Source organism: Clostridium sp. AWRP (assembly GCF_004006395.2).
GTDB lineage: Bacteria > Bacillota > Clostridia > Clostridiales > Clostridiaceae > Clostridium_B.
Genome location: NZ_CP029758.2, coordinates 3,131,133 through 3,155,706, shown reverse-complemented (window position 1 = coordinate 3,155,706; position 24,574 = coordinate 3,131,133). Strand labels below are relative to the sequence as shown.

Sequence of the window (24,574 nt, the reverse complement as noted above, 5' to 3'; positions counted from 1 at the left end):
AATAAATGCCATAATATTTATTACATTAAAGCTGGCTTACCTTCTGGTAAGTCAATGACTTAACGTATATTTTTAACTGTCACAAATAGTTCCAACACCAAAATCAGTATTGTTCCAAAGTACTTCTATATTTTGTTCTCTATCCAAAAACGAATAATTTTCTTTAAACCAATTTATCAATTTTTCATCTCTTTCTATGCTTGTGGAATTTTGTGTAAATATATTTATGCATCCATATTGAAAGTATTTAAGCAGATACTCTATATCTTTTTTTATCATTTCAGTGGTCTGTCCTTTTATGCCAACTAAAAGGCATATAGACTTAAAATATTTGGCAACTTCAGCTGGACCGGAAAAAACAGCACCTTTATGTAATATCTTATTTCTGAAATTATCGTCAAAGGTTTCAATACCACATTTAAATATTATAGGTACTTTAAAAAAATCCTCCATTTCATGAAGCCTGTCTTTGTAAAGCCAGTGGCTTTCAAAAAATAACTTTTTTATGCCTTTTGAAACTACCACAGATCTAATGTATTCCAGCGTTTCAAGGGGTAATTCAAAGCAGCTTCCTGAATTTATGGTTTCTAGAGTTTTATATTTTCCTGTAACTTTTTTGAGAATGTTCTCATTAAAAGTTATATTTGAATTAGTGTCTGTGCTGTTGTCATCTATGTAATCACAAAAACTGCAGTGTCCCCATATGCAAGGAGAGGCTTTAAGTAAAACAATCTCCCTGGGATTTTTTTGTGTTACTAAGCTGTATCTTATCATATTAAAATCCTCCCTATTTAGTGCATTTATCTTAAAATATGTTCAGCTTTAAAGATTTGCGTGTTTATAATACTACAAAATTAATAAGAATGTAAAGAAGAGTTATTGCCAGGATTAAAAATTTGTTAATTGTGAATTCTTGACTGCATTTTAAGTAACATTTATCTAAAAAAATAATTTTTTAGATAAATGTTACTTTTTTATAAATTCAGGGAGGAAAAAACAATATATTGTAGAATATATAAAATGGGCTATATAATTACAAAAATTTTACTAAAGGAGTGTAGTGTAAAATGAAAAATTTAAAAAAATCTTTATTAAGCAAAACAATGAAAACAGTAGGTTCATTATCTCTATTTTTGGCAGCAATAGTTATAACTCCTACGTCATTAGGTGGTGCTCATCAGCCCAAATGCCCTGATGAATTTTTAAAGTAATTATTCATCTTTTTGTAAATGCTGTAGTTAAAAATTTTTACACAGAGCATAAGAACATTAATTTGCAATCTACAGCATTTATAGAAAATATCCCAGAGCTAAAGGAGGAATTCATACGTACCTTATTGTAAGAGAAATAGTACTAGATGTTATAGAAGTGGTACTTCTTTTAGGGATTTTTGAAGCATTATATGATGAAAAAAAATTTATAATACAGAATAAAATTAAAACAGGGTTATTTTGTATATTGGCTACTTTTATAACTTATTGGTGTACATGTCATATGTCAGTAGCATATCATTCACTGATTCCTATAGTAGTTGATATTTTATTACTTTCATTAACTTTAAAAATAAAAATTTTTGATTCTACAGTTATAGTATCGTTATTAATTACAATAATTTTTACTACGGAATTTTTTATCCAAACCATTGAAATGTTTATATTTAACATAGATTTGAATCAGATTTTTTTAAATTCTGAATATCTTTGGATTTTTATAATAGTTACTAAGATCTTGCAAATACTTATTGTATTAATGATTTTCAAATTCAACTTATATTTTATTAAACTCAAATTATTTAAAAAAGAAGGGGTTATATTTGCTAATTTAATAATTGAATTAGGCGTATTTGCTATATTTGTATTTTGTATTAATTATGGTATTTTTAATATAGACAATATTCAAATCTATAATATTATTATTTTTAGTATTTATTTTGTATTTTTAATAGCAAAATTTAGGAGCTTAAAAGAAAAACATACCCTTGTAAACATAAATGCTAAGTATAAAGTTCAAGAAAGCCAAATTAAAAATATGGAAGAAATAATTAGTATAATAAGGCAGGAAAAACATGATTTTGCTAATCACATAAATGTCATACAAGGACTATGTATGTTAAACAAGCCTAATACTGTTGAAAGAATAAATGACTATGTGTTAAAAATTTCAGATACCGTACATTCCTCTTTTAAGTACTTGGATACAGGAAATGATTACATAGATGGACTATTGTCTATCAAAAATAACTATGCTGCGAAAAATAATATAGATTTTGAAGTGATGATCGATGAACCTTTTGACTTGATAAAAATTAGGCAGGATGAGTTGATAAGCATTATAAGTAATCTAGTAGACAATGCTTTTGAGGCATTCCAATCTAAAACATATACAGATTATAAAGAGATCGCCGTAAGTACCTTTAGAGAGCATGAGGATTTTTGCATTGAAGTAGCTGACAATGGGGATGTTATTTCAGAAAGTATGAAAAAAAGGATTTTTGATAAAGGTTTTTCTACGAAAACCAGCAAAAAAAGTGACCATGGTTTTGGACTATACATTATCAAACAGCTAGTTGAAAAAAATAATGGAAATATACATGTTGAAAGCACTGCAGAAAACACTAAATTTTTAGTAAAATTTAAGATAGAAGGATAAATAAATGGATGAACTTATAGGATCTATAGTAAAGAAAATTTCTGAAACAAACCCACAATTTTCTGATTTGGAACTAAAAAAGATGGAATATGGATTACTTTGTATCTTTGATGAAATAACAAAAATTATTCCATACTTTATTATATTTTGGCTGTTTTCATTGCAGCAGTATTATATAGTTATTCTTATATTTTTTTGCCCAATAAGGATATTCTCAGGAGGGTATCATGCAAAAACCTATTGGGGATGTTTTTTCATTAGTTTTATTGCATTTTTATCTATAATAATTGTTGGAAAATATGTTTCATTTAATACATACATATTGTTGATGTTGGAGTTTATTTCCTTTGTACTTATTTGTATTTTTTCTCCTGTAGATAATATTAATAAAAGGATAAAAAGTAAAGAACGAAGAATGAAACTTAAATATGTTTCTATAGCAATTACGTCCTTTTTAATTATATTATGCTGCTTTTTACCACATAAGTTTTTAAATACTGCAGTAATATCCATTGCTAGTGCAGCAGCATTTATGGTTGCTGGTAAATTCAAATAATTAATAATTTTAACAAGAACTGGTATCTACCAATTCTTGTTTTTTGCTTTTAAATACAGTTTATGAATACTATGGTGGTATTTCCAATAGATTAATATTTATAAGAATTTCCTTCCTTTCTATACTAAATTGAGAGAGGAGGGAATAGTATGAGTGAAATTGAAGAAATATTGCAAAAAATAACTGAATTAAGAAAAAAGCTAGAGAATTTAATTGAGCAAAAGAAAAATTTGCTTGATCCAGAAGTTGTTGTTGCAAGTCAAATGTTGGATTCAATTTTAAATGAATACAATAGAATAGTAAAAAGTAAAACGGACAGTTAATAAGGCGGGCGCACTAATTAATTAGTGTGCCCAGCATTTATCTATAAAATTGCTATTGAAATAACCCCATATAAAAGTTAGCATACTGGGAAATAATAGAGGGTATCAATTTAGAACAAAAAAACTATTGACATTATATTTGTTGTGCTTTATAATATATATTGCAGTTACAAAAAATTCCCTAGTTTTTATAGGTAGAGGAATAAATTAGTACACTTAAGTATATAACCTATAAATTAATGATTTCTATGGTGTTTTTAATTTATGGATACTTATTCATATATAAGAAGAAGGAAATCTGTTTAGCGTTGGGGTGTAGCCAAGTGGTAAGGCAATGGACTTTGACTCCATCATTCGTAGGTTCAAATCCTGCCATCCCAGCCATTGGTTTACTAGCTCAGTTGGTAGAGCACATGACTTTTAATCATGTTGCCCGGGGTTCGATTCCCCGGTAAGCCACCAATTTAATGAAGGTTGTAGTTTTGTGGTAAAGTTGTAACGTGGAAAAATCCTAATATTTATTTTTTATATGCAGGTGTGGCGGAATTGGCAGACGCACTAGACTTAGGATCTAGCGCTTTACGGCGTGGGGGTTCGACTCCCTTCACCTGCACCATTGATTTACAAGAAAGTTCAAGTTATGAATGATAAGAATAGCTTGTAGGTTACACATAGGTATAATAAAAGGATTTTATTGCAGGAATTAGACTTATCATCTAATTCCTATTTATTTTATTATCTAAAAAATAGATGAAAGGACGATTGTGCGCATGGATGTTACCTGGCAGAGTATAATATTCGAACTTATGTTGTTATTAGTACTCACGGTGATTAATGCATTTTTTTCAGCCATAGAAATGGCTATAGTTGCTTTAAACAAAAGTAGAATTAATTATTTAGCAGAAGAGGGAAATAAAAAGGCAAAGAAAATATTGAAGTTATTAAAAGAACCAAATAATTTTCTAGCTACTATACAGGTGGGCATAACTCTTGCTGGATTTTTAGCTAGTGCGTTTGCAGCTACTACATTGTCGGAGAAGTTTTCATTTTTTTTGGTTAAACTTCACGTTCCCTATAGTGACAAACTGTCTGTAATTATAATTACAGTGCTATTATCATATGTTACCCTTGTATTTGGAGAATTATTTCCAAAGAGAATTGCACTTCAAAAATCAGAAATGATATCAATGGCATTAATAAATCCAACTTTGTTTATAAGTAAGTTGATGTTACCCTTTGTAAAATTACTTTCAGGTTCTACTAATATCCTTTTAAAAATATGTAACATAAGTACAGAAAATATTGAAGATGAAGTATCTGAAGAAGAAATTAGATCCATGATAGAACTTGGACAGGAGACAGGAGTTTTTAATCAATCTGAAAAGAAAATGATAGAGGGAATATTTAAGTTTGATGATAAGCTAGCAAAAGAAGTTATGACTCCTAGAACAGAAGTATTTGTTATAGATATAAATGATATAGATTCAGATACAATTGAAAGTATTATTGAAGAAAAATATTCTAGAATACCTGTTTATATGGATGATATAGACAATATAATAGGTATATTGTATGTTAAGGATCTGTTTGTGAAACTTATGAAAACTTCTGCAGATAATATAGATATAGAGCCACTACTTAGAACACCTTATTTTATACCGGAAAATAAAAATATAGATGTACTTTTTAAAGAACTCCAAAGTACTAAAAATCATATGGCAATTTTAATTGACGAATATGGTGGATTTTCTGGAATTGTAACTATAGAAGACTTGATTGAAGAGGTAATGGGAAATATATTCGATGAGTATGATGATAATGACCAGTATATAAATAAAATTGATCAAGATACTTATTTAGTAAGTGGATTAGTATCAATAGATGAAGTAAATGAATTTTTGAATTTGGAATTGGAATCAGATAACTCAGATACTATAGGTGGCTTTGTAATAGAACTCTTAGGAAGTATTCCTAAGGAAGGAGAAGAAAATACTGTTGAATATGAAAATATAATTTTCAAAGTGGAAAAAGTAGATGAGAAGAGGATAGAGAGCTTAAAGATATATATTCCAAATGAAAGTCATAGTAATGAAAATTAAATGTGTAATTGTTTTGTAGTATATAAGTATTTTAAATATAGTTTTATTTTTCAAGAAAGGAAGATATGAAGATATGGGATTAGATAAAATGTTTTTTAAAAAATTTTTACAGGGTGTTTTTTCAGACACTGTAGTAGTTAAATATTGGGATGGTTCTGAAGAAAAGTATGGAGATGGAGACATAAAATTTAAAGTATGTATGAATAAACCCATTTCTGAAAAAGACATACTGCGAGATCCTTTTCTTACTTTAGGAGAGGCATATATGGATGGGGTTCTTGATTTTGAAGGAAATATTAGAGAAATATTAGAATCAGTATATAAGAATAAAGAAAGTTTTTTAAATAAGGCAGATGTATTTTCCAAAGTGTACAAAATACTTCCAAATACTTTAAAGAGAAGTAAAACGGATGTACAGTATCACTATGATCAGGGAAATGACTTCTACAGTTTATGGCTTGATAAAACAATGAGTTATTCTTGTGCATATTTTAAGTATGAAAATGATTCCCTTTATCAGGCACAATTGAATAAGGTAGATCATATATTGAAAAAACTTAATTTAAAAGAGGGACAAACACTTTTAGATATAGGATGTGGATGGGGAGAACTCATTCTCATGGCTGCAAAAAAATATGGAGTAAAAGCTGTAGGCATAACTTTAAGTAAGGAACAATTAAAAAAAGCAAATGAAAGAATAAAAGAAAATAATTTACAGGAGCAAGTTGAAGTTAGACTGGCAGACTATAGAGAAATTGCAGATAAAAAAGAAAAATTTGATAGAATAGTAAGCGTAGGAATGATTGAACATGTGGGAAGAAAAAATCTGTCTACTTATATGGAAGATGTAAGAGATATGTTAAATTCAGGAGGAGTGTCACTTCTTCATTGTATTACTGCACAAACAGAAGGAGAAGTTAATGAATGGATAAAGAGATACATATTCCCAGGAGGATATATACCATCTATAAGGGAATTAGTTAGTTTAATGGCAGATAATGATCTTCACCTTGTGGATGCAGAAAGTTTGAGACTTCATTATTTTAGAACATTAAAATGTTGGGCTGAAAATTTTGAAAGTGCTATGGATGAAGTTAAAAAAATGAAAGATACTAGATTTATAAGAATGTGGAGACTTTACTTAAATGCTTGCGCTGCTTCATTTCATTATGGGGTAGTAGATATACATCAGTTTGTATTTACAAAAGGACTTAATAATGAACTGCCAATGACAAGAAAATATTTGTATGAAGATTAAAATTATTGTAAAATCAGGGTTATAGACCCTGGTTTTTTTAAGTGGTATAATTACTCATTAAAAAAACTAATTTAAAAAAGTGGGTGATGAAAATAAAGTATGAAGAAATAAGAGAAATGCTTTTTAAAAATGATTTCCAAGGAAATAGTCTTGTTATAGATGGAATAAGCGGCAGTGGTAAAACTACTTTAGCACAAGAAAAATATAGACGTATGATTGAATCTCAAAAAATTAAAAGTGAAGAGATTTTAGTATTTGTTATGAATTTAAATCAGATAATGGCATGGAAGAGGAATCTTTCTTTTAATTTTTGTGGTCAGTGTAAAATAAAAACTTATGCCAATTTTGTAAAAGAAGAAATTATAAAATATTGGCCAATAATTGAAAAAAGTTGTAAGTTGGTAAGAAAAGGTGAAATAAGGCCTGAATTTGTAAATTATGATACTTCAAAGTACATGATGAAAATGCTAATTGATTATTATAGAAGAAGAAAAGGATACTTTTTAGATATAACAGCAGAGTCTAAAAAAATTGCTGGGACTTTCATATCAAACATGAGTCAAGCTGCATGTTCATTAATTGATATGGATAAAATAGGACACAGGTTATATAATTCTTTAAAATTGAAGAAAAATGTAAATGCCAAGAATTTTGATAAGATGGATGAAGTAATAATGCATTACACCAAAAGTTTTTTGAATTCAGGAACTATTGATATAGCTATGGCGATACAGCTTTATAACAAATATTTACTTAAAGATGAAGGTTATTTAAAAAAACTTGAGGATATAAAATATGTACTGGTAGATGACATGGATGAAATGTGTGCTGCTGAACTTAATTTAGTACAAATAATTTCTCAAAATGCACATAGGTGTTACTTTTTTTCTAATATGGAGGCAGGGTTTTGTAACTCCTATGGTTCAGATATAGATTTTATAAAGAAAAGTAAATTTTCTAGCGGTGAACTTATAAATTTAGAGGAACATTTTTTATGTAGTTCTGAGTTTTGTCACATTTTAGAAAGCCCCAATAAATTCAAATGCTCAGATAATATTTATACGGATACAGGGTCCTCCCTAAGAAGTGAAATGATTGAAAAAATCGGAGATAAGTTAAAAGAGCTTATAGATACTGGGATACCTCCGGGAAATATAGCTATTATATGTCCTATAAACGATTTTGTATTGAATTATGAATTACAAAGTAGGTTTAAAGATGCACCTTTTGAAATCAACAATTTAGGAAAGAAAAGCAAACTGATGGATAATGTGTATGTTCACTGCATTATAATGATTATATGCATGTGCATTGAAGATATAGAATATAACTTTACAATGGATGATTATAGAAAACTTTTTTCAACGCTTTTGGTCACAGATGCAAAAACTTCATGGATTTTATCTAAGGAAGTTGTAAATTTTCGAAAGCTAGGGGATTTAACGGATACTCAAAAGAATATTATGGGAGATGAGAGAGTCTCTAAATATAACTATATTATAAATTGGATAAGAAACTGCAGCAAAAATATTAGAAGTGGCAGTATAGATATGCCAGAGCTTATAAGACTAATATTTTTAAATATTATGATAGAACTTCCAGATTCAAGAGAAAACATAGGTATATGTGAAAATTTAGGTGAGTTGGCAGATAGGTTTATAAATACTCTTGATAAATTTAAAACCATAGATAACCCATCACAAAAATTCGTAGATTTTATAATAAACGAAGCTGAAAATTTTTGTTCCTTTAGAGACATAGAAGATATGTATTTTGAAAAAAAGAATGTAATTTTAAGCAGTGCCTTTAATTTCCTAACCAGTAATATAAAAAGTTCTGTACAAATTTGGACTGATGTGACGAGTGATTTGTGGAGTCCTAGAAATATAAAAAAATTTTCAAATGACTGTGTGTTAAGGAAGAGTTGGAATGAAAATGTTGTGTATACAGAGGAAATTGAAACAAGAAATAGAAAGAGAAATTTATATAGTGTAGCCAAAGCACTTTTAAGGAAGTGTAGTGGTAGAATATATTTATATGGAAGTAAATATTCTGAAATGGGATATGAGCAAAATGGAGGATATATGGATATATGAAATTTAGAGATGATCAGCTGCCTATAATGAAATATAAAGGCGGTACTATGGCAGTTTCTGCAGTGCCTGGGGCAGGGAAAACCTTTATTACAGCACAGCTTGTTTGCAAAATAATAGAAGAAAAATTGAACAAGCCTGGAAAAGTACTTGTAGTTACATATATGAATAGTGCTGTAAATAACTTTAAAAATAGAATTTCTCACATGCTTGAGGAGAGAGGAATAGATTCAAATAATGACTATGAAGTTATGACAATACACGGTCTTGCAATGAAAGTATTACAGGAGAGGCCGGATGTAGCGGGATTAGATGAAAATTTTAAGGTAATAGATGATGTACAAAAGATCTTCTATTTAGATAATGCTGTAAAGATGTGGAGAAAGCTCGGAGGAGAAAAGATATACAGAAGTCTTTTAAGTGAGTATGGTACTAAAAAGTATGATGAAAAAGGTGAGAGATGGTGGAAAGATTTTTTACAAATATCAGATGTGCTTATAAGTGAATTAAAATTAAATAGAATAACTCCTAAAAAAGTAGAAGAAAACAGAGAGCTCTTAGGAAATAATAGTATAATTCATATTTTAAATTATATTTATTCCAGATATGAGAAAATGTTGAGTTTAAATGGATATGTGGACTATAATGACATACTTGTACTTGCTTATAAGGCACTGATTTCAGATGAGGATTTGAGAAAAAAGTTTCAACAAAAATATAGTTTTGTATTTGAAGACGAATGCCAGGATTCAAATTTGGTGCAGTGTGATATACTGTCCATTATTTCTGAAAGGATAAGTGCAGATAATAAGAAGAGAGAATGTAATTTGGTTCGGGTAGGAGATTTAAATCAAAGCATAATGGGGAGTTTTACATCTTCAAATCCCATATATTTTAAACAATTTTTAAGAGAAGCAGATGAAAATTATGTAATGAACAGATCAGGCAGAAGCACAAGGAATATAATGAATTTAGCTAATTTCTTAGTTGAATACACGGTAAAAAATCATCCAGAGGAAAGATGTAGAGGGGCGCTTAGATATCAAAAAATACATTCTGTAGAAGATATAGAAGATTTGAAAAACCCTGAAGTTGACGAATATGGTATCTATGCATACAGCATGAGCTCCTGGGAAGATGTAAAGAGAAAGACTATAGGAGAGGTAAAAAGTTTTAAAAGAAAGCATCCAGATATGACACTTGCTATATTAATTCCATTTAACAGCCATGTAAAAGAAATAGCAGAAGAGCTTAGAAAAAATGAAATAGAATGTGATGAACTGTCAAGCACATCTTCAGAGAGACTTAAAATTATAAATATTTTAGGGAAAATGTTAGGATTTTTGGGAGAACCGGACAACCTTGTAAAATTTAGAAATTTGATGTATGAAATTATAGATGGAGACAATGAAAAAAAGAATGTTATAATAAATAATATTACAAGTTTTAAAATTGAGGATATACTAGAAGAAAGTGTATTTAAGACTACGTCTGTTTGTAAATTAGAGGAGATAGACAAGAATATATTTGAAGATTTTATATGTAAATTGAGAATGGTAAAAGATATATTGAGCAATTTGAATATGCCTTTGCAAGAATTGATTCTATATATAGGGTATAAACTTAAATTAAATAATGAAGATAAAGCTATCCTTCAATATGTAGCATCTTATGTAAGGCATAAGAATGCTGAAAATAATTCTGTGACTTTGGATGAAATTTCACAGGAACTTTTAGATATAAGAAGTTCTGCATTTACACATATATGCAATGTAATTTATGATATAAGGGGATATGAGCCAGTCCCAGAGAAAGTTACGGTTACAACTTATCATAAATCAAAAGGCTTAGAATGGGATTGTGTATTTTTATTGTATTTAAATAATTATATATATCCCTATAGCATTAAGGGAAAATTTAGATCAGAACATTATTACTTTAAAGATGAATTTAAAAATCCCACAGCTATAGGAAAAGCAGAAGTACAAAAGCTACTTCAAAATGATGTTTACTACAACCCTATTATAAAGGCTAGGGAAGAAGTGGTATGTGAAAAAATACGACTTTTGTATGTGGCTATAACAAGGGCAAAGAAGTACTTAATACTCATGGCCCACTATGATGAAAACAAAAAAGACTGCCCATCTAAGTATTTTGAAGTCATAAAAAAGTTCATTTGTGAGAATAAACAGAGTTCTTAGCATCAGATGGAGTTTTGACTCCACCTGATGCTTAGAGATCGTTATCCAGGGACGTAGCTGCTCTTTACTTCCACTTGGAGAAGTGGGATTATTAGAGCAGGTAGTCATCGGATAAAATTTAGAAGGTATAAGTGGTGAAAGTTTTGGATATAAGTAAATTGGAATATTTTTATTACAGTCAAAATTCTATAAATACATTTATAAAGTGTCCTCTTAAGTTTAGACTGAAGTACTTGGAAAACTTATCCTGGAAGAGGGAAGGTTCTGTAGAAGAAAGTTATTATGAGAATATAAAGCAGGGATTGGATTTTCACTTAATATGTGAAAGGTATTTTGCAGGGATTCCACTGGGAAAATTAAATGATGATGACTTAATAAAAAAGGTAAATTCTTTAAAGGACACATTTAAAATAAACAAAAAAAATAATTATTTAGTAGAGTATGAAGTGAAAATGACAAAAGATGTCATGAGACTTCAGGCAAAGTATGATTTGATAATAGTAACACCGGATAAAAAAATTCAAATATGGGATTGGAAGACGGAAAATAGAAAATTATCCATAGAAGAGATGAAAAAAAGAGTTCAAACTTTAGTATATATGTATGTATTAGCTGAAAATGTTGAAAATATGTTTGAATTTGAATGTAATCCGGAAGATATAACAATGAACTTTTGGCAGCCTCAATACGAAAATGATATTATAACTATAGAGTATAGCAAAAAGGTTCATATTGAAAATGAAAAGTACCTGAGTAAAATAATAAGAAATATAAATTCCTATGATTTTTATGGCTTTAATAGCAAACTGTACTCATCCCATTGTAAGTTTTGTGAATTTAATTATCTTTGCAATAATAAAAAAATACACAAGTAGTAATATATGGAAATAAGTATATTTATTATAGATAATGGACTTATAGGCGGAGCTCTGGGTACTATATTGTGAAATTTCACAATATTGCGTATAAACATAAAAAATCACTTTTTTCATGTATAATAAATCAGGTATATTACGAAAAAGGGGATAAAATTATGGATATAAGTAACTTTGTTGTTTTGAAGGAGCATGAAAACGGGGATTTTGAATATGGAATAAAGCTAATACCAAAACGTGCAATGGACAAATTTGTAGATAGCATTTTCATTTCTAATGTTAGCAATGTAGGAGGATGCAGCAATTATAAAATTTCCTTTCAAAAAAGATGCGGCTTTAATACTGTACTAAATGATTTTAAACTTGGAGAAAAAGACTTTTTAAGTTATATAGAATTTTTAAGTGAATTTAAAAGTTCTAGTTTTAAAAGCAGTAAGTTTAAAGTACGCAATTTTGGAGAAATAGAATTGACTTACTTGCAGAGTGATATAATAAAAATATCTTCAACAAATGACTGTAATAAATTATTTTTTACTATATCAAAAGAAGAATTAGCATACTATATATGGATTTTAAAGAAAGTTCACAGGGAAAATTTGGACAACTCTTTTAATCCTTATAAAAATTCTACTATGAATCCTATAACTAGCATGGAAAAAAGGGAGCTGTATACTGAAATTTTATATACTTTGATAGATGGAGCTTTGGACAGCAATAATAAGAAATTATTTTACTCGCTGTGTAACAAATTGAAAATAAGCTGCTGGAAAGTTAATTAATACTTAGCTTCCTGGCAGCTTAATTTAATTTGCAATGGACAGATTACAATGAATTGTGAATTATCTTCTTACTCTAAAGTGATATTCAGGGGTGTTTTCTGTAATTGTTTTGAATTCATATCCCAATTCCTTGTAATGTTTTATTATTTTAGAGAGTACCACACAGGTGTTTTTATTTTGACTGTCACAATGAGCAAGTAAAAATATTTTATTTGGATTGACGCACTTTCCAGTACCTTCTTTGTATAATTGGTCAACTGATGTGTTATAATCTATGCCGTCGGACAAAGGTAAATTCCAATCATATATCTTATAGCCTGAAGAATGAAGTTTTTCAAGAAGTGAATTAGTTAAGTGTCCATTACTTCCTGTGGGAAATCTTATTATTTTAGGTGCAAATCCTACTACTTTTTCAATTTCGATGCTAGTTTTATTCATTTCATCGAGAAAAGAATCAGAGCTTGAATATATTTTACTTGATTTATGAGTATATGTATGGAGACCTATACTGTTACCTTCATTGAATATTCTTTTTACTATATCCTCTCTTCCTTGAATTTTACAACCTATTATAAAAAAAGTGGCCTTTACGTTTTCTTCTTTTAAAGTATCAAGTATTTTTGGTGTAACTTCTGTACTTGGTCCATCATCGAAAGTAAGGTATATTGTTTTATTACAGGAAATTTGTTCTGAGGTGTTCGGTGAAGATGCAGAAACTGCAGAATTTAAGCTTATACATAAAATATAGAATATGGTTAATAAAAAATATTTAACTTTCATTAAAATGTCCCTTCTATTCCTAGTTTTTATCTATAATAGTATGTGTTCTTACAAATTTTTTTATAAGTTTATAACATGAAAATTGTTAAAATAGATTTTGTCTATAGCATATAAGTGTGATAATATATGTTATATTGGCTTTTTATGATATTTTAATTATTTTTACGTATACGAGGTGAAAGATAGTGGAAGTTTATTTTGACAACAGTGCAACAACTAGACCTTATGATGAAATAATAAATTCAATGGCAGAAACTATGAAAAATTATTATGGAAATCCATCTTCTTCTTATTCTCTAGGATTGAAAGCAGAGTTAAAGATGAATGAAAGTAGAGATATAGTGGCACATACCCTAAATTGTAGTAGAGATGAAATAATATTTACTTCTGGTGGAAGTGAAAGTAATAACTTTTTAATAAGGGGTTTTATAAAACCTGGACAGCAAATTATAACTACAAAGATAGAACACCCAAGTGTTTTAAATACTTGCAAAGCACTAGAAAGACAAGGAGTAAAAGTTGTTTATTTAAATGTAGATAACAGAGGAAAAGTAGATCTTGAAGAACTTAAAAGAAGCATTAATAAAGAAACTAGAATAGTAAGTATAATGCACACTAACAATGAAATTGGAATGGTACAGGACATAGAAACTATAGGAAAGATTATAAAAGAAAAAAATAGTGGAGCAAAGTTCCATGTAGATGCAGTTCAAGCCTATGGGAAGTATGATATTGATGTTAAAAAATGCAATATAGATTTGCTATCTGCAAGTGGACATAAAATACATGGACCAAGAGGAGTAGGCATTGCCTATGTAAAAAAAGGTCTTAGACCTGAACCACTTATATATGGAGGGGGACAGGAAAAAGGGTTTAGATCGGGCACTGAAAATTTGGCAGCTGTTGTTGGATTTGCGGAAGCGGCGGAGAAAGTATACAAAAATAGAAAAGAAAGTTTTAGTAAAGTAACATGTGTAAAAAATTATTTTATAGAAAAACTTAAAGCTATATCTAATATTAAAATAAATAGTGATGGGAATGACTATTCACCCTATGTATTAAGTGTATCTTTTATAGGTGTACGAGGAGAAGTATTACTACACTTGCTGGAGGAAAAAGGTATATATGTATCTACAGGGTCTGCGTGTTCTGCTAAAAATAATGAAGATAGTCATGTGCTTAAAGCTCTGGGGTTGAAGAAGGAAGAAATTAAGGGAACTATAAGATTTAGCTTTGATGAAGATAATTCAAAAGATGAAGTTGATTATACTTTAAATGTACTGGATGAATCTTTAAAATTTTTAAGGAGTGTGGGTAAATGAGAAAATTGTTACTTTTAAAATATGCTTCAGAGATATTTTTAAAGGGATTAAATAAGGGCAGATTTGAGAAGAAGTTAAAGGATAATATAAAAAATGTTCTTGGAGAGACTAAATACGATTTTGTTGTAGATGAGGGAAGATGGTTTATAGGCTGTGATAATATGGACGAAGCTATTGCAAAATTAAAAAAGGTATTTGGAATAGCTGAAATTTGTATAGTAGATGAAGTAGAACCAGATATGGATAGTATAAAGGAACAATGCCTTAAAAGTATACAGCAAAATTCAGGAAGTACCTTTAAAGTAATGACTAAAAGGGCAAATAAAAAATTCCCTCTTAATTCTATGGAGGTAAGTAGAGAAGTTGGAGCTTATATTTTAAAAAATACTGAAAATTTAACAGTAGATGTAAGAAAACCAGATTTCTTTGTAAATGTAGAGATAAGGGATAGTGCTTATGTATATTCAAAAAGGATAAAAGCCATAGGTGGAATGCCTTATGGAACAAATGGAAGTACAATGCTTATGCTTTCAGGAGGAATAGATTCACCAGTAGCTGGATATATGATGGCTAGAAGGGGAGTCAGATTAAATTGTGTATACTTCCACAGCCATCCTTATACTAGTGAAAGAGCTAAGGAAAAAGTCAAGGAATTGGCTAGAATATTGAGGGAATATACAGGGACTATAAATCTCTATGTAACTCCTTTTACAGAAATACAGATGCAGATAATTAAAAATTGCAGGGAAGATGAACTAACTATAATAATGAGACGATTTATGATGAGAATAGCCTGCAAGTTGGCGGAGAAATACAATGTGGATTCAGTAACTACAGGTGAAAGTGTTGGACAGGTGGCAAGTCAAACTATGGAAGGCTTAATTGTAAGCAATGACGTAGCAGACAGACCAGTTTTCAGGCCTCTTATTGCCATGGATAAAGTAGACATAATGGATGAAGCAAGAAAAATTGGTACTTATGAAACTTCAATACTTCCTTATGAAGATTGCTGCACTATATTTGTGCCAAAGCATCCTAAAACTAAGCCTAGAGTTTCCGAAATAAGAAAGGCTGAAAGTGTTTTGAATATAGAAAGCTTGGTAGAAGAAGCAGTTAAAAATACGGAACTTTTCAATTAAAAAAAGGAGGACAGCTTTACCTATTGTAGTTGAGAATATAGATGGATTTGTGTAAAATAGATTTGATTTAGTTTTATATAACTGGAAATTTTGATTTTCAGTTATATTTTTTTATATTTGAGTAATACTAATACTGATTAATATTACATTCTTATTGTTTGTATAATATACTTAATTATGCAATAAAATAAGAAAAAATATAAAAATTTTAGCTAAATCTTAGAGTATCTCTTCGCCTAGTTTATCATTAAACACAATAGTTAATTGTGCCAATGTCATTCCCCAATTTTGGGATGGAGAAGTCCATTTTTCCATGACTTTCTCAGTAGCTAGGTAAAGAGATTTTCTAAGTGCTTCATCATTTGGAAATACTGTTCTTATCTTCGTAAACTTTCTAAGCTGTCGGTTGAAACCCTCTAATGCGTTTGTAGTATAAATAATTTTCCTGATTTCCGGTGAGTAATTAAAATATGTTGATAACTTATCCCAGTTATTATACCAGGATTCAATTACTATACTATACTTCTGATCCCATTTTTTCTTTAGATTATCCAGGCCGTTAATTGCAGAATCTTCAGTAGGTGCTTTATATACGCATTTTAAATCTTTCATAAATTCCTTTTTATCTTTGGAAGCTATATACTTAATAGAATTTCTTATTTGGTGTATTATACAATTTTGAATACTAACATCCGGAAATACGGATTTTATTGCATCTGGAAGCCCTTTTAGTCCATCCATACAGGCAATCAGTATTTCTTTTACTCCTCTATTTCTTAAATCATTGCAAACTGACAGCCAGAATTTTGCTCCTTCGGCTTCACCAATCCATATGCCCAAAATATCTTTATATCCTTTCATATCAAGGGCCATACATATATAGGCAGCTTTTGTGACTATTTTATTTTCTTCCCTAACCTTAAAATGTATTGCATCCATATAAACAATAGGATACACGTCATCCAGTGCCCTATTCTGCCATTGTGCAGCTGAATCCATAACTTTATCAGTTATTTTTGATATCATTGTTGGCGATACATCGATGCCATATAATTCTTCCAGTTCTGACTGAATGTCTCTTGTAGACATACCTCTTGCGTATAATCCTATAATTTTCTTATCCAGTTCATTGCATACAGTTTCATATTTTTTTACAACTTTAGGTTCAAAGTCAGCTTTTCTATCTCTTGGTATATCAAGATTTACATCACCAACACTGCTCCTAATACTTTTCTTTGAGTATCCATTTCTATAATTTTTATTTTCTGAATCCTCACTTCTTTGATATTTTTCTCTGCCAAGCAGTTCTTCCATTTCTGCCTCAAGCATATTTTGTATAACATCCTTTAAAAGTCTCTGCAGCAAACCATTTCTGCCAACTACGTCCTCCATAGTTTTGCATTTTTTAACTTCTTCCTTATAATCGATATCTGGTACTTCAATTTCTTTCATTTGAAACTCCTCCTAATTTATTTAAGAATATTGTTCCAAATCTTCCATTCCATTATACAAAAATAATGGGTATAGATTTGGTTTTTACACAAATCCATACCCATTCCCTTGTAGTTGGCTGTACCTCCCTTTTTAATTATTCTTCACATCCATGACAGCTGTCACAGCTGCTGCAGTTAGAAGTCTGGGGCTTGAATACAGGATCTAAAGTAAATCCTCCAAGTCCATTTTCACTTCCACACAGCAATATAAAACCGCTAAATTGTATAAACAGATCACTATCTACGATAAAAGTTATGTCTTTTACTTTTTGAATCAAATCATGATCTTTTTTTTCATCTACAGATATGTTAAAAGATGGTCCGTGGCAGGTCATGCCAGCCAAATATATTCTTATAGCACCAGAAGTTGCGTTATTCTCATCTAAAAATTTTTTGAATTCCTGGTAAGCTATATCGCTTATTTTTAAAAAATCCATATAAAAAACCTCTCTTAAAATTATATTTTGTATATTTATTGTATCAAAAATCTTAAAGTTATACTATTAAAAGTTGTGATAAAATATAACTTGTAATAATTCAAATTGAACTTTTAATGAATTGGAGAGATAAAGTATGAATAAAAAAGATTTGGCAAGTATAAGAAAAGAGTTCAAACTAGGAAGTTATGTACTTCCTATTAAAGAGGTATACAGTGTGTATCTGAAAAAGGATAATGGAGAAATAATAACTAGAGAACTGGAACATTTTGAGATGATGGAAGTGGAAAAAAGGGAGCTGTATTTGAATAACTTTAAAAAAGTGCTTACGGGAACTCTGGATTCTAAAATATTTGAATTGGATTTTAAAGAAAGCAGTGGCGATGAAGATGGTGAACACACTCAAAACATATTATATCAAGCGCTAAATTCTGGACAAAATATATCTGAATTTGGAGATAAGATAGTAGATAAAGTTTCTAAAAATTATACTTATGATACAGATGTAGTTATAAATTTTGTAAAAGCAGAATATTATAATGCAGGTAAGAAAAAGGGAGATGAGGATTCTCCAGAGGAATATGTACATGCTATAGAATTTATATTGTGTAGTGTGAATAAGGTAGAAATTCCTAAAAAGGTACTAAAATTTGATTATGCTGAAATGAGATTTAAACCAAATTCTGCACTAGATATGGTTATAAATTTAAATTCACCGCTAGATGGATTTATGTTTCCAAGTTTTTCTTCCCAGTATGTAGATATAAATAAAGTGATATATTATTCTCAAAAGGCAAAACAAATAAACAGTTCTTTTGTCCAACAAGTATTAAATTGTACTATAAAGCCTACAGCGGTAGAAGAAAAAGAAAGTTTTAATGCTATATTAGGTACAGCAGCAGGGGGCAAAATAAATCCCGATACAATGCAGGAAATATATGAAAAAATGAATGAAAAACTAAGTGAAGAAGAAGAGGATGAGGAAGAAACTACTTTAGATATGAAACAAGTAACGGAAGTGCTTGGAGAAAGCGGTATAGAAAATCCACAAGTTGTAAAAAGCGCATTTGAGGAAGTATGTGGGGGAGACTATGAATTTAAAGTTAGAAATATAATTCCTGATTTTAAAAGTAAATCTATAAAGATAGAGAATGAAGATACAAGTATAACAATAAATCCCCATGACTTGGGAAGTGTAAAACAGGTAGTAAATAAAAATGGGAGAAAATGTATACTTATAGAATTAAAAGATGATATGGTGGTAAATGGTCTTAAACTTGAAACTGAAAAAATGGAAGATTATATATAAGTTTTAGTATTTCGTCTAAATTTAATTGCTTAAAAGAAAGTATAGTATTATGAGGAATATCTATATAGGTTTAGGACAAAGTATGATATAATAAACTAAAAAATTTTCTGATTTAATTTTCCATAAAGAAAATATTATTTAGAAATTAAGTTGTTAAGGAACAGTATAGATTGAAGGCTACAGGGTAAACAATTTAAATTATTTATTAGGGGGAGTGGGCGTATTGGAAAATGCAATATACATGCTTCAAAAAAAGTTAAAACAATCAAATATTGAATTTATATTTTCAGGAACATTTTCTCAAGGATTAATAGAAGAACTTGGAATAGCTCTAAAGCAAAGAATGCAGCTTCAGCAAGCTAAAAAGAGGAAAATTAGTTCGGCTTTTTTCACTTTTGTTGAACAAACACAAAATATTAAACAATATGAGGTATCAAAAGAAAATACAGAAGATTTTTTCGCTATAGTTGGATCTGGTGTAATAGCTATTTCAAAAACTGATTCAGGATATTGTGTAAATTCAGGTAACACTATATTAAACAGAGATATTTCAAGTTTGAAAGAAAAGCTAGATAAAATAATATCTATGAATTATGAAGAGCTTACTGATTATTTTAGAGAAGTATCAAGAAGAGAAATCGATATGAATAATGGAAGGTGTGGGCTTGGTTTGATTCAAATTGCAAGAAAAGCCACTAAAAAAGTTGAATATAACTTTGAGAAAATAGATGACAGTTATTCCTATTACACATTAACTGTTACGGTATGAGGTGAAAAATGAATAATTTTATGGTTGAAAGTACAAAAAGTACTCCTTATGTAGAGTTTAATTCAGAACATAATGAACTGGTTTTCAAAGGAGAGTCTTATCCAGAGAATGCCTATAGTTTTTATGAACCCATTTATAAATTGATAGATGAATATTTTATTAATTTTAAAAAATTAACTGTAAATTTTCAACTTTCTTATATCAATACTAGTAGTATAAAGTGCCTAATTATATTGTTTGATAAGCTTAATACTAATTATAAAAGTGGAAAGGATATTATTATAAATTGGTATTATGACGAAGATAATGGCTTTGATTATGACATGGGACAAGACTTTAAAATGGATATAGATATTCCTTTTAACTTTATTGCAATTAATGATGAGGAATAAGAAATGAAGAAAAAAGAGCCATCTAAAGAATTTAGCCAATCTTATATAAAAAATATTTTTAGAATAATTTTTATATCTGGTATAATTATATCTTTTGCAGTAATTGCTACAGCTTTTTTAGGATATATAAATATAAAAAATTCTCTTATAGCTAAAGCTAAGTCCCAAGACATTGTTTTTATGGTAAAATCAATGGCATCTAAGATAGATGGACGTATTGGCAGGGCTGTTGAAACTTCTTATATTTTTGCACGAGATCCCTTGAATGTAGAGTGGGTAAATGGAAAAGAAAAGGATCAAAAGGTTGGGAAATTGGTTCTAAGCAATTTGAAAAGCATTGCAACTTCCTATGATTATAATTATTTTTTTATAGCAGGAGTAAAAACAAAAAATTATTATTTTAGGCAAAGTTTAAATAAAAACGATAAAAATTTTATAGTGTTGTCGGAAAACAATCCTGAGGATAGATGGTTCTTTGAAACTCTTAAATCTAAAGAGCAAATGAGTTTTAATGTAAATTATGATCGTGTAATGGATGATACTTTTCTTTTTGTAAATACAATTATGGGAAGTGTAGAGAATCCTGTTGGTATAACTGGTGTTGCTTTAAGTCTCAAAAGCATAACAAAGGAATTTAAAGAATTTAAAGTAGGTAAAAAAAGCAACCTATGGATGGTAGATGAAAAAGGTGTAATTAAACTATCTGATAAAAGAGAAGATGTAGGAAAAAGAGTTGGAGAATTTTTACCAAAAGATGCTGTTAAGCAGATTCAAAATCGACCTGTTGTAAATGTTAAAGTAGCACAATATTATGATTCTAATAATGAAATTATGGACTATGCTTACTGTAAGTTAAACTCCACTGATTGGACTCTATTTTATGAAATTCCCAGAAAAGAAAGTATTTCTCTTATTGACTCATTAAGAATTAATACTACAATAACTGTAATTTTAGTTTTGTTATTTTTTATACTTCTATATTACTTTATTTCTAAAAAAATTGCCAATCCATATAAACAAGCTATGATGATTAATGAGGAACTTGAAAATAAGGTTAATGTAAGGACTCAAGAGTTAAAAGAGTCTAATGAAAAAGTAAAAGATAGCATTGAATATGCTAAAAGGCTGCAGGAATCTATATTACCTTTAGATAAGGAAATAAAAAGAGTCTTTACAGATAGTTTTGTGATTTGGAGACCTAGGGATATAGTTGGAGGAGATTTTTTTTGGCTAAAAGAAATTGATGATATGATTATATTAGCAATAGGGGATTGTACAGGACATGGTGTCCCAGGTGCACTTATGACTATGACTGTAAATGCAATATTACATAATATAGTAACTACTATAAATAATGATGATCCTAGCATAATATTAAAAGAACTTCATGCCAATCTTAAAGAAACTTTAAATAAAAGCTCTAATCCTCAAAGTGTAGATGATGGACTGGATATAGCATTATTTTGTATAAATAAAAAATCTAATGTGGCGTATTGTGGTGCTAATTTGGATTTATATATTAAGCGTGATAAAGAAGTAAAAATTGTTAAACCTCAAACTAGAGGAGTTGGATATGGTTATATAAAATTAAATCAATCCTTATGCAGTGAGGTTATATCAGCCGAGAAAGGAGATATACTTATTGTTAGCACTGATGGTTTTATCCATCAGAATGGGGGACCCAAAAACTATCCTTTTGGAAAGAAACGTTTGTATAACATGATACAAAAATGTGAAGCTCAAGATTTGGATTCAATGAAAACTGAATTTGAAACCACATTGCAGAATTATATGGGAAGTAAAGAGCAGAGAGATGATATTACTGTTTTTGCATTTAAGGCAAAATAACTATAGATATGGGGGAAAAAGTAATGCCAGGTGATTCTGATTTTTTTGAAGCTGAAAAAGCATTGATTAAAGAAGCACGAGAATTAATTAATGGTAAAAAGTGTGATAAAGAAACTTTATTGAAAAGTTTTACTATTCTTACTGAACAGTTTGATAAACTCATAAGAGATGTTGAAAAGATAATAAAAATTAGTGATGGTCAACAAGAATACCTTCATAGAATTCAGGGTGATTTAAAAAAGGAAATTGAAGATAGAATAAGAGCAGAAGAAAAGCTAAAATATTTTGCAGCTATAGATTCACTTACGGGATGCTATAATAGAGGCATGGGATTAGCATTTTTAGATAATGAATTGAATGCTGTAAAGAGAAATAAGAGTTTCTTTTCTATATGTTATATAGATGTAAATGGATTGAAATATGTAAATGATAATTTTGGACACTTTGAAGGCGATGAACTTCTGGTAATGGTTTGTAGATTTATAAAAAAAGTTATAAGAAGTAATGATATTTTATGTAGATTAGGAGGAGATGAATTTTTAATTATTTTTTCAAATAGCAAAGAAGAAAATGTAGAAAAAGCTATAGAAAGAATTAATTTTGACATAAATTCAGAAAATGAAAAGAAGCTGAAGCCTTATTCTGTTTCATTTAGTTATGGAGTATTCCAAGTGGATTATGGTAATAGTTTAAGTATTGATGAAATTATCCAAAGAGCAGATGCAAAAATGTATAAAAATAAGCAAAAATATAAGAAATTAGGACAAGATTGAGATCTATATAAGGTTTACAGCTTGAAAGTTAACTTATACGAATCATGTAATGACAAATTTAATCACGTTAAAAACTTTAATAAGTCTAAAGCTCGATATTTTGAAAATCTAAGAACCTTAGCTAAATTCATACTTCAAACATATCTAAATTTCTAAGATTTTCTAAAATACCTAGCTAAGACTTATGGAAAAGTTTTTAAATGTGCTTTCAATTTTGTCATTACATTTTATGTATAAGTTGATTTTTTGATTAGAAACTTTATAGACTATTTATAAATGAGGAATATTCAGCATACAATTTTAATTTATCCTCTGTAGTAGCAAAAGAAAAGTTTATTCCATTTTCCGTAACTTTTTTAATATCTTCAAGATCAAAATTTTGATATTTTACAAGATATTCAAACTCCTTAGTGATAGTAGTATTTGATACAGTTGTATTATCTGTATTTACAGTTACAGCAAGTCCATAGTCTAAATATTTTTTTATAGGATGTTCTTCGTAAGAATTTACAGCAGAAGTATTTACATTACTAGTTATACACATCTCCAATGGAATTTTATTTTTTGCTAGGTATACAAGGGTGTTTTTATCTTTATAGGCATAGGTCCCGTGGCCTATTCTTTCAGCGTGCAGCAAATTTATGGATTTCATTATATTTTCCACTATACCTGTTTCACCAGCATGTACAGTACGGTGAATATTATAGTCTTTAGCTAAATCAAAAGGTTTTTTGTGTATTTCGGGTGGGAAGTCTGCTTCGTTTCCTGCTAAATCCAGAGCAACTACTCCTTTACCTGCATATTTTTTGGCTGAATTGATAAGTTTTACGGCTTTTTCTACAGGTTCATGTCTTAAAGCACATATAATTAAATTTGACATGACATTTAGGTTACTTCTTCCATAATTCATAGCAGAAAGCACAGTTTCTATAACTTCATCTAAAGTTAACCCACCATCTAAATGGTTTAAAGGAGCAAATCTTATTTCAATGTACTTTATGTTTTCTTTTAACGCATCTTCTAATAATTCTAGTGTAACTCTATATATGTGTTCCTTTTTTTGCATTATTTTTATAGGTAAATAGAACTTATTTAAATATTCTTTTAAGGAATTACATTTCCCTAATATTTTAACTTCTTTCTGAAAGTTACTTAAATCATCATTTATAGTAAGAATATGTTCTTTTTTTGCAATATCCAAAATGGTTTCAGGTCGTATACTGCCATCTAAATGACAATGGAGATCTGTTTTGGGAATAAGTTTAATAAGTTTATTTAGGTTCATTGGTGTCCTCCTATTTTTCATCTTATTGGAATATTTATGGAAATTTTATATTATAATACCATTATTAATAAAATATTTCAATATAAGTACCATATTTCATAGCAATTTATATAAAAATATATTTTTAACAAGTATTGTAATTTATTAAAGAAAGTAATACAATAAAAAATGTTAGTAAAAAATTTTCACGGGGA

At 29.1% G+C, this 24,574-nt stretch carries 22 protein-coding genes and 3 tRNA genes; 20 read left to right on the top strand and 5 right to left on the bottom strand.

The features are described 5' to 3' along the window. Nucleotides 1–72 precede the first annotated feature (72 nt). Nucleotides 73–774 carry a radical SAM protein gene (locus DMR38_RS14475; protein ID WP_127721969.1) on the bottom strand — a complete coding sequence of 234 codons (702 nt, stop codon included), beginning with the start codon at nucleotides 772–774 and terminating at the stop codon, nucleotides 73–75. A gap of 293 nt (nucleotides 775–1,067) precedes the next feature. Here DMR38_RS14475 and DMR38_RS14470 point away from each other — a divergent pair, with 293 nt between their 5' ends. The 13 genes from DMR38_RS14470 to DMR38_RS14405 all read left to right on the top strand — a co-directional run bounded on the left by DMR38_RS14470 (nucleotide 1,068) and on the right by DMR38_RS14405 (nucleotide 12,833). Continuing rightward, the gene (locus tag DMR38_RS14470) at nucleotides 1,068–1,211 is read left to right on the top strand and encodes a cyclic lactone autoinducer peptide (protein WP_127721968.1); all 144 of its coding nucleotides are present in this window, start codon (nucleotides 1,068–1,070) and stop codon (nucleotides 1,209–1,211) included. Between the two features lie 283 nt (nucleotides 1,212–1,494). After that, complete coding sequence (locus DMR38_RS14465; protein ID WP_243124305.1) at nucleotides 1,495–2,649, top strand: ATP-binding protein; 1,155 nt, start codon at nucleotides 1,495–1,497, stop codon at nucleotides 2,647–2,649. Nucleotides 2,650–2,653: 4 nt separating this feature from the next. Beyond that, the gene (locus DMR38_RS14460) at nucleotides 2,654–3,205 is read left to right on the top strand and encodes an accessory gene regulator B family protein (protein ID WP_127721966.1); all 552 of its coding nucleotides are present in this window, start codon (nucleotides 2,654–2,656) and stop codon (nucleotides 3,203–3,205) included. 149 nt (nucleotides 3,206–3,354) lie between these two features. Next, nucleotides 3,355–3,528: an aspartyl-phosphate phosphatase Spo0E family protein gene (locus tag DMR38_RS14455; RefSeq protein ID WP_127721965.1), complete on the top strand. Its 174-nt coding sequence runs from the start codon at nucleotides 3,355–3,357 to the stop codon at nucleotides 3,526–3,528. 309 nt (nucleotides 3,529–3,837) lie between these two features. Further along, nucleotides 3,838–3,912, top strand: a tRNA-Gln gene (locus DMR38_RS14450). 2 nt (nucleotides 3,913–3,914) lie between these two features. After that, nucleotides 3,915–3,990: transfer RNA gene (locus DMR38_RS14445), tRNA-Lys, on the top strand. A 69-nt stretch (nucleotides 3,991–4,059) separates the two neighbouring features. Then, a tRNA-Leu gene (locus tag DMR38_RS14440) sits at nucleotides 4,060–4,144 on the top strand. Between the two features lie 154 nt (nucleotides 4,145–4,298). Continuing rightward, nucleotides 4,299–5,627, top strand: coding sequence for a hemolysin family protein (locus DMR38_RS14435; RefSeq protein ID WP_127721964.1), 1,329 nt, complete (start codon nucleotides 4,299–4,301; stop codon nucleotides 5,625–5,627). 73 nt (nucleotides 5,628–5,700) lie between these two features. Further along, entirely contained in the window at nucleotides 5,701–6,885 is a 1,185-nt protein-coding gene (locus tag DMR38_RS14430) for a cyclopropane-fatty-acyl-phospholipid synthase family protein (RefSeq protein ID WP_127721963.1), read from the top strand. Nucleotides 6,886–6,971: 86 nt separating this feature from the next. Further along, complete coding sequence (locus tag DMR38_RS14425; protein WP_127721962.1) at nucleotides 6,972–8,981, top strand: UvrD-helicase domain-containing protein; 2,010 nt, start codon at nucleotides 6,972–6,974, stop codon at nucleotides 8,979–8,981. Beyond that, the gene (locus tag DMR38_RS14420; protein ID WP_127721961.1) at nucleotides 8,978–11,179 is read left to right on the top strand and encodes an ATP-dependent helicase; all 2,202 of its coding nucleotides are present in this window, start codon (nucleotides 8,978–8,980) and stop codon (nucleotides 11,177–11,179) included. Before DMR38_RS14425 ends, DMR38_RS14420 begins: the two co-directional genes overlap by 4 nt. A gap of 134 nt (nucleotides 11,180–11,313) precedes the next feature. Next, the gene (locus tag DMR38_RS14410; protein WP_243124304.1) at nucleotides 11,314–12,054 is read left to right on the top strand and encodes a PD-(D/E)XK nuclease family protein; all 741 of its coding nucleotides are present in this window, start codon (nucleotides 11,314–11,316) and stop codon (nucleotides 12,052–12,054) included. A 158-nt stretch (nucleotides 12,055–12,212) separates the two neighbouring features. Continuing rightward, a complete protein-coding gene (locus tag DMR38_RS14405) occupies nucleotides 12,213–12,833 on the top strand; it encodes an IDEAL domain-containing protein (RefSeq protein WP_127721959.1) in 621 nt (206 codons plus the stop codon). A 60-nt stretch (nucleotides 12,834–12,893) separates the two neighbouring features. On the opposite strand, the gene DMR38_RS14400 is transcribed toward DMR38_RS14405, so the two are convergent. After that, a complete protein-coding gene (locus DMR38_RS14400) occupies nucleotides 12,894–13,613 on the bottom strand; it encodes a polysaccharide deacetylase family protein (protein WP_127721958.1) in 720 nt (239 codons plus the stop codon). Between the two features lie 185 nt (nucleotides 13,614–13,798). Between DMR38_RS14400 and DMR38_RS14395 the strand changes: the two genes are divergently transcribed. Both DMR38_RS14395 and thiI read left to right on the top strand, forming a co-directional pair. After that, a complete protein-coding gene (locus DMR38_RS14395) occupies nucleotides 13,799–14,935 on the top strand; it encodes a cysteine desulfurase family protein (protein ID WP_127721957.1) in 1,137 nt (378 codons plus the stop codon). Beyond that, nucleotides 14,932–16,074 (top strand): tRNA uracil 4-sulfurtransferase ThiI, encoded by a 1,143-nt coding sequence (thiI, locus tag DMR38_RS14390; protein WP_127721956.1) that lies wholly within the window; start codon nucleotides 14,932–14,934, stop codon nucleotides 16,072–16,074. The genes DMR38_RS14395 and thiI overlap by 4 nt, the downstream gene beginning before the upstream one ends. A 219-nt stretch (nucleotides 16,075–16,293) precedes the next feature. Here thiI and DMR38_RS14385 read toward each other — a convergent pair whose 3' ends face one another. Beyond that, on the bottom strand, nucleotides 16,294–17,526 hold the full coding sequence (locus DMR38_RS14385) for an IS256 family transposase (protein ID WP_127721009.1): 1,233 nt from the start codon (nucleotides 17,524–17,526) through the stop codon (nucleotides 16,294–16,296). 136 nt (nucleotides 17,527–17,662) lie between these two features. Next, a complete protein-coding gene (locus tag DMR38_RS14380) occupies nucleotides 17,663–18,004 on the bottom strand; it encodes a HesB-like protein (RefSeq protein WP_127721955.1) in 342 nt (113 codons plus the stop codon). 136 nt (nucleotides 18,005–18,140) lie between these two features. Between DMR38_RS14380 and DMR38_RS14375 the strand changes: the two genes are divergently transcribed. From DMR38_RS14375 to DMR38_RS14355, 5 genes are all read left to right on the top strand, one after another. Then, nucleotides 18,141–19,313, top strand: a complete 1,173-nt coding sequence (locus tag DMR38_RS14375) for a DUF4317 domain-containing protein (RefSeq protein ID WP_127721954.1) — start codon at nucleotides 18,141–18,143, stop codon at nucleotides 19,311–19,313. Nucleotides 19,314–19,536: 223 nt separating this feature from the next. Then, a complete protein-coding gene (locus tag DMR38_RS14370) occupies nucleotides 19,537–20,082 on the top strand; it encodes a SiaB family protein kinase (protein WP_127721953.1) in 546 nt (181 codons plus the stop codon). A gap of 8 nt (nucleotides 20,083–20,090) precedes the next feature. Further along, nucleotides 20,091–20,474, top strand: coding sequence for a DUF1987 domain-containing protein (locus DMR38_RS14365; protein WP_127721952.1), 384 nt, complete (start codon nucleotides 20,091–20,093; stop codon nucleotides 20,472–20,474). Between the two features lie 3 nt (nucleotides 20,475–20,477). After that, a complete protein-coding gene (locus tag DMR38_RS14360) occupies nucleotides 20,478–22,322 on the top strand; it encodes a SpoIIE family protein phosphatase (protein ID WP_127721951.1) in 1,845 nt (614 codons plus the stop codon). Nucleotides 22,323–22,345: 23 nt separating this feature from the next. Continuing rightward, entirely contained in the window at nucleotides 22,346–23,095 is a 750-nt protein-coding gene (locus DMR38_RS14355) for a GGDEF domain-containing protein (protein WP_127721950.1), read from the top strand. Nucleotides 23,096–23,354: 259 nt separating this feature from the next. On the opposite strand, the gene add is transcribed toward DMR38_RS14355, so the two are convergent. Next, nucleotides 23,355–24,380, bottom strand: coding sequence for an adenosine deaminase (add, locus tag DMR38_RS14350; RefSeq protein WP_127721949.1), 1,026 nt, complete (start codon nucleotides 24,378–24,380; stop codon nucleotides 23,355–23,357). Nucleotides 24,381–24,574 lie beyond the last annotated feature (194 nt).

Coding starts and splice junctions, on each gene's coding strand:
- DMR38_RS14475 (WP_127721969.1), bottom strand. CDS start 774: ATGATAAGATACAGCTTAGTAACACAAAAAAATCCCAGGGAGATTGTT.
- DMR38_RS14470 (WP_127721968.1), top strand. CDS start 1,068: ATGAAAAATTTAAAAAAATCTTTATTAAGCAAAACAATGAAAACAGTA.
- DMR38_RS14465 (WP_243124305.1), top strand. CDS start 1,495: ATGTCAGTAGCATATCATTCACTGATTCCTATAGTAGTTGATATTTTA.
- DMR38_RS14460 (WP_127721966.1), top strand. CDS start 2,654: ATGGATGAACTTATAGGATCTATAGTAAAGAAAATTTCTGAAACAAAC.
- DMR38_RS14455 (WP_127721965.1), top strand. CDS start 3,355: ATGAGTGAAATTGAAGAAATATTGCAAAAAATAACTGAATTAAGAAAA.
- DMR38_RS14435 (WP_127721964.1), top strand. CDS start 4,299: ATGGATGTTACCTGGCAGAGTATAATATTCGAACTTATGTTGTTATTA.
- DMR38_RS14430 (WP_127721963.1), top strand. CDS start 5,701: ATGGGATTAGATAAAATGTTTTTTAAAAAATTTTTACAGGGTGTTTTT.
- DMR38_RS14425 (WP_127721962.1), top strand. CDS start 6,972: ATGAAAATAAAGTATGAAGAAATAAGAGAAATGCTTTTTAAAAATGAT.
- DMR38_RS14420 (WP_127721961.1), top strand. CDS start 8,978: ATGAAATTTAGAGATGATCAGCTGCCTATAATGAAATATAAAGGCGGT.
- DMR38_RS14405 (WP_127721959.1), top strand. CDS start 12,213: ATGGATATAAGTAACTTTGTTGTTTTGAAGGAGCATGAAAACGGGGAT.
- DMR38_RS14400 (WP_127721958.1), bottom strand. CDS start 13,613: ATGAAAGTTAAATATTTTTTATTAACCATATTCTATATTTTATGTATA.
- thiI (WP_127721956.1), top strand. CDS start 14,932: ATGAGAAAATTGTTACTTTTAAAATATGCTTCAGAGATATTTTTAAAG.
- DMR38_RS14385 (WP_127721009.1), bottom strand. CDS start 17,526: ATGAAAGAAATTGAAGTACCAGATATCGATTATAAGGAAGAAGTTAAA.
- DMR38_RS14380 (WP_127721955.1), bottom strand. CDS start 18,004: ATGGATTTTTTAAAAATAAGCGATATAGCTTACCAGGAATTCAAAAAA.
- DMR38_RS14375 (WP_127721954.1), top strand. CDS start 18,141: ATGAATAAAAAAGATTTGGCAAGTATAAGAAAAGAGTTCAAACTAGGA.
- DMR38_RS14365 (WP_127721952.1), top strand. CDS start 20,091: ATGAATAATTTTATGGTTGAAAGTACAAAAAGTACTCCTTATGTAGAG.
- DMR38_RS14360 (WP_127721951.1), top strand. CDS start 20,478: ATGAAGAAAAAAGAGCCATCTAAAGAATTTAGCCAATCTTATATAAAA.
- DMR38_RS14355 (WP_127721950.1), top strand. CDS start 22,346: ATGCCAGGTGATTCTGATTTTTTTGAAGCTGAAAAAGCATTGATTAAA.
- add (WP_127721949.1), bottom strand. CDS start 24,380: ATGAACCTAAATAAACTTATTAAACTTATTCCCAAAACAGATCTCCAT.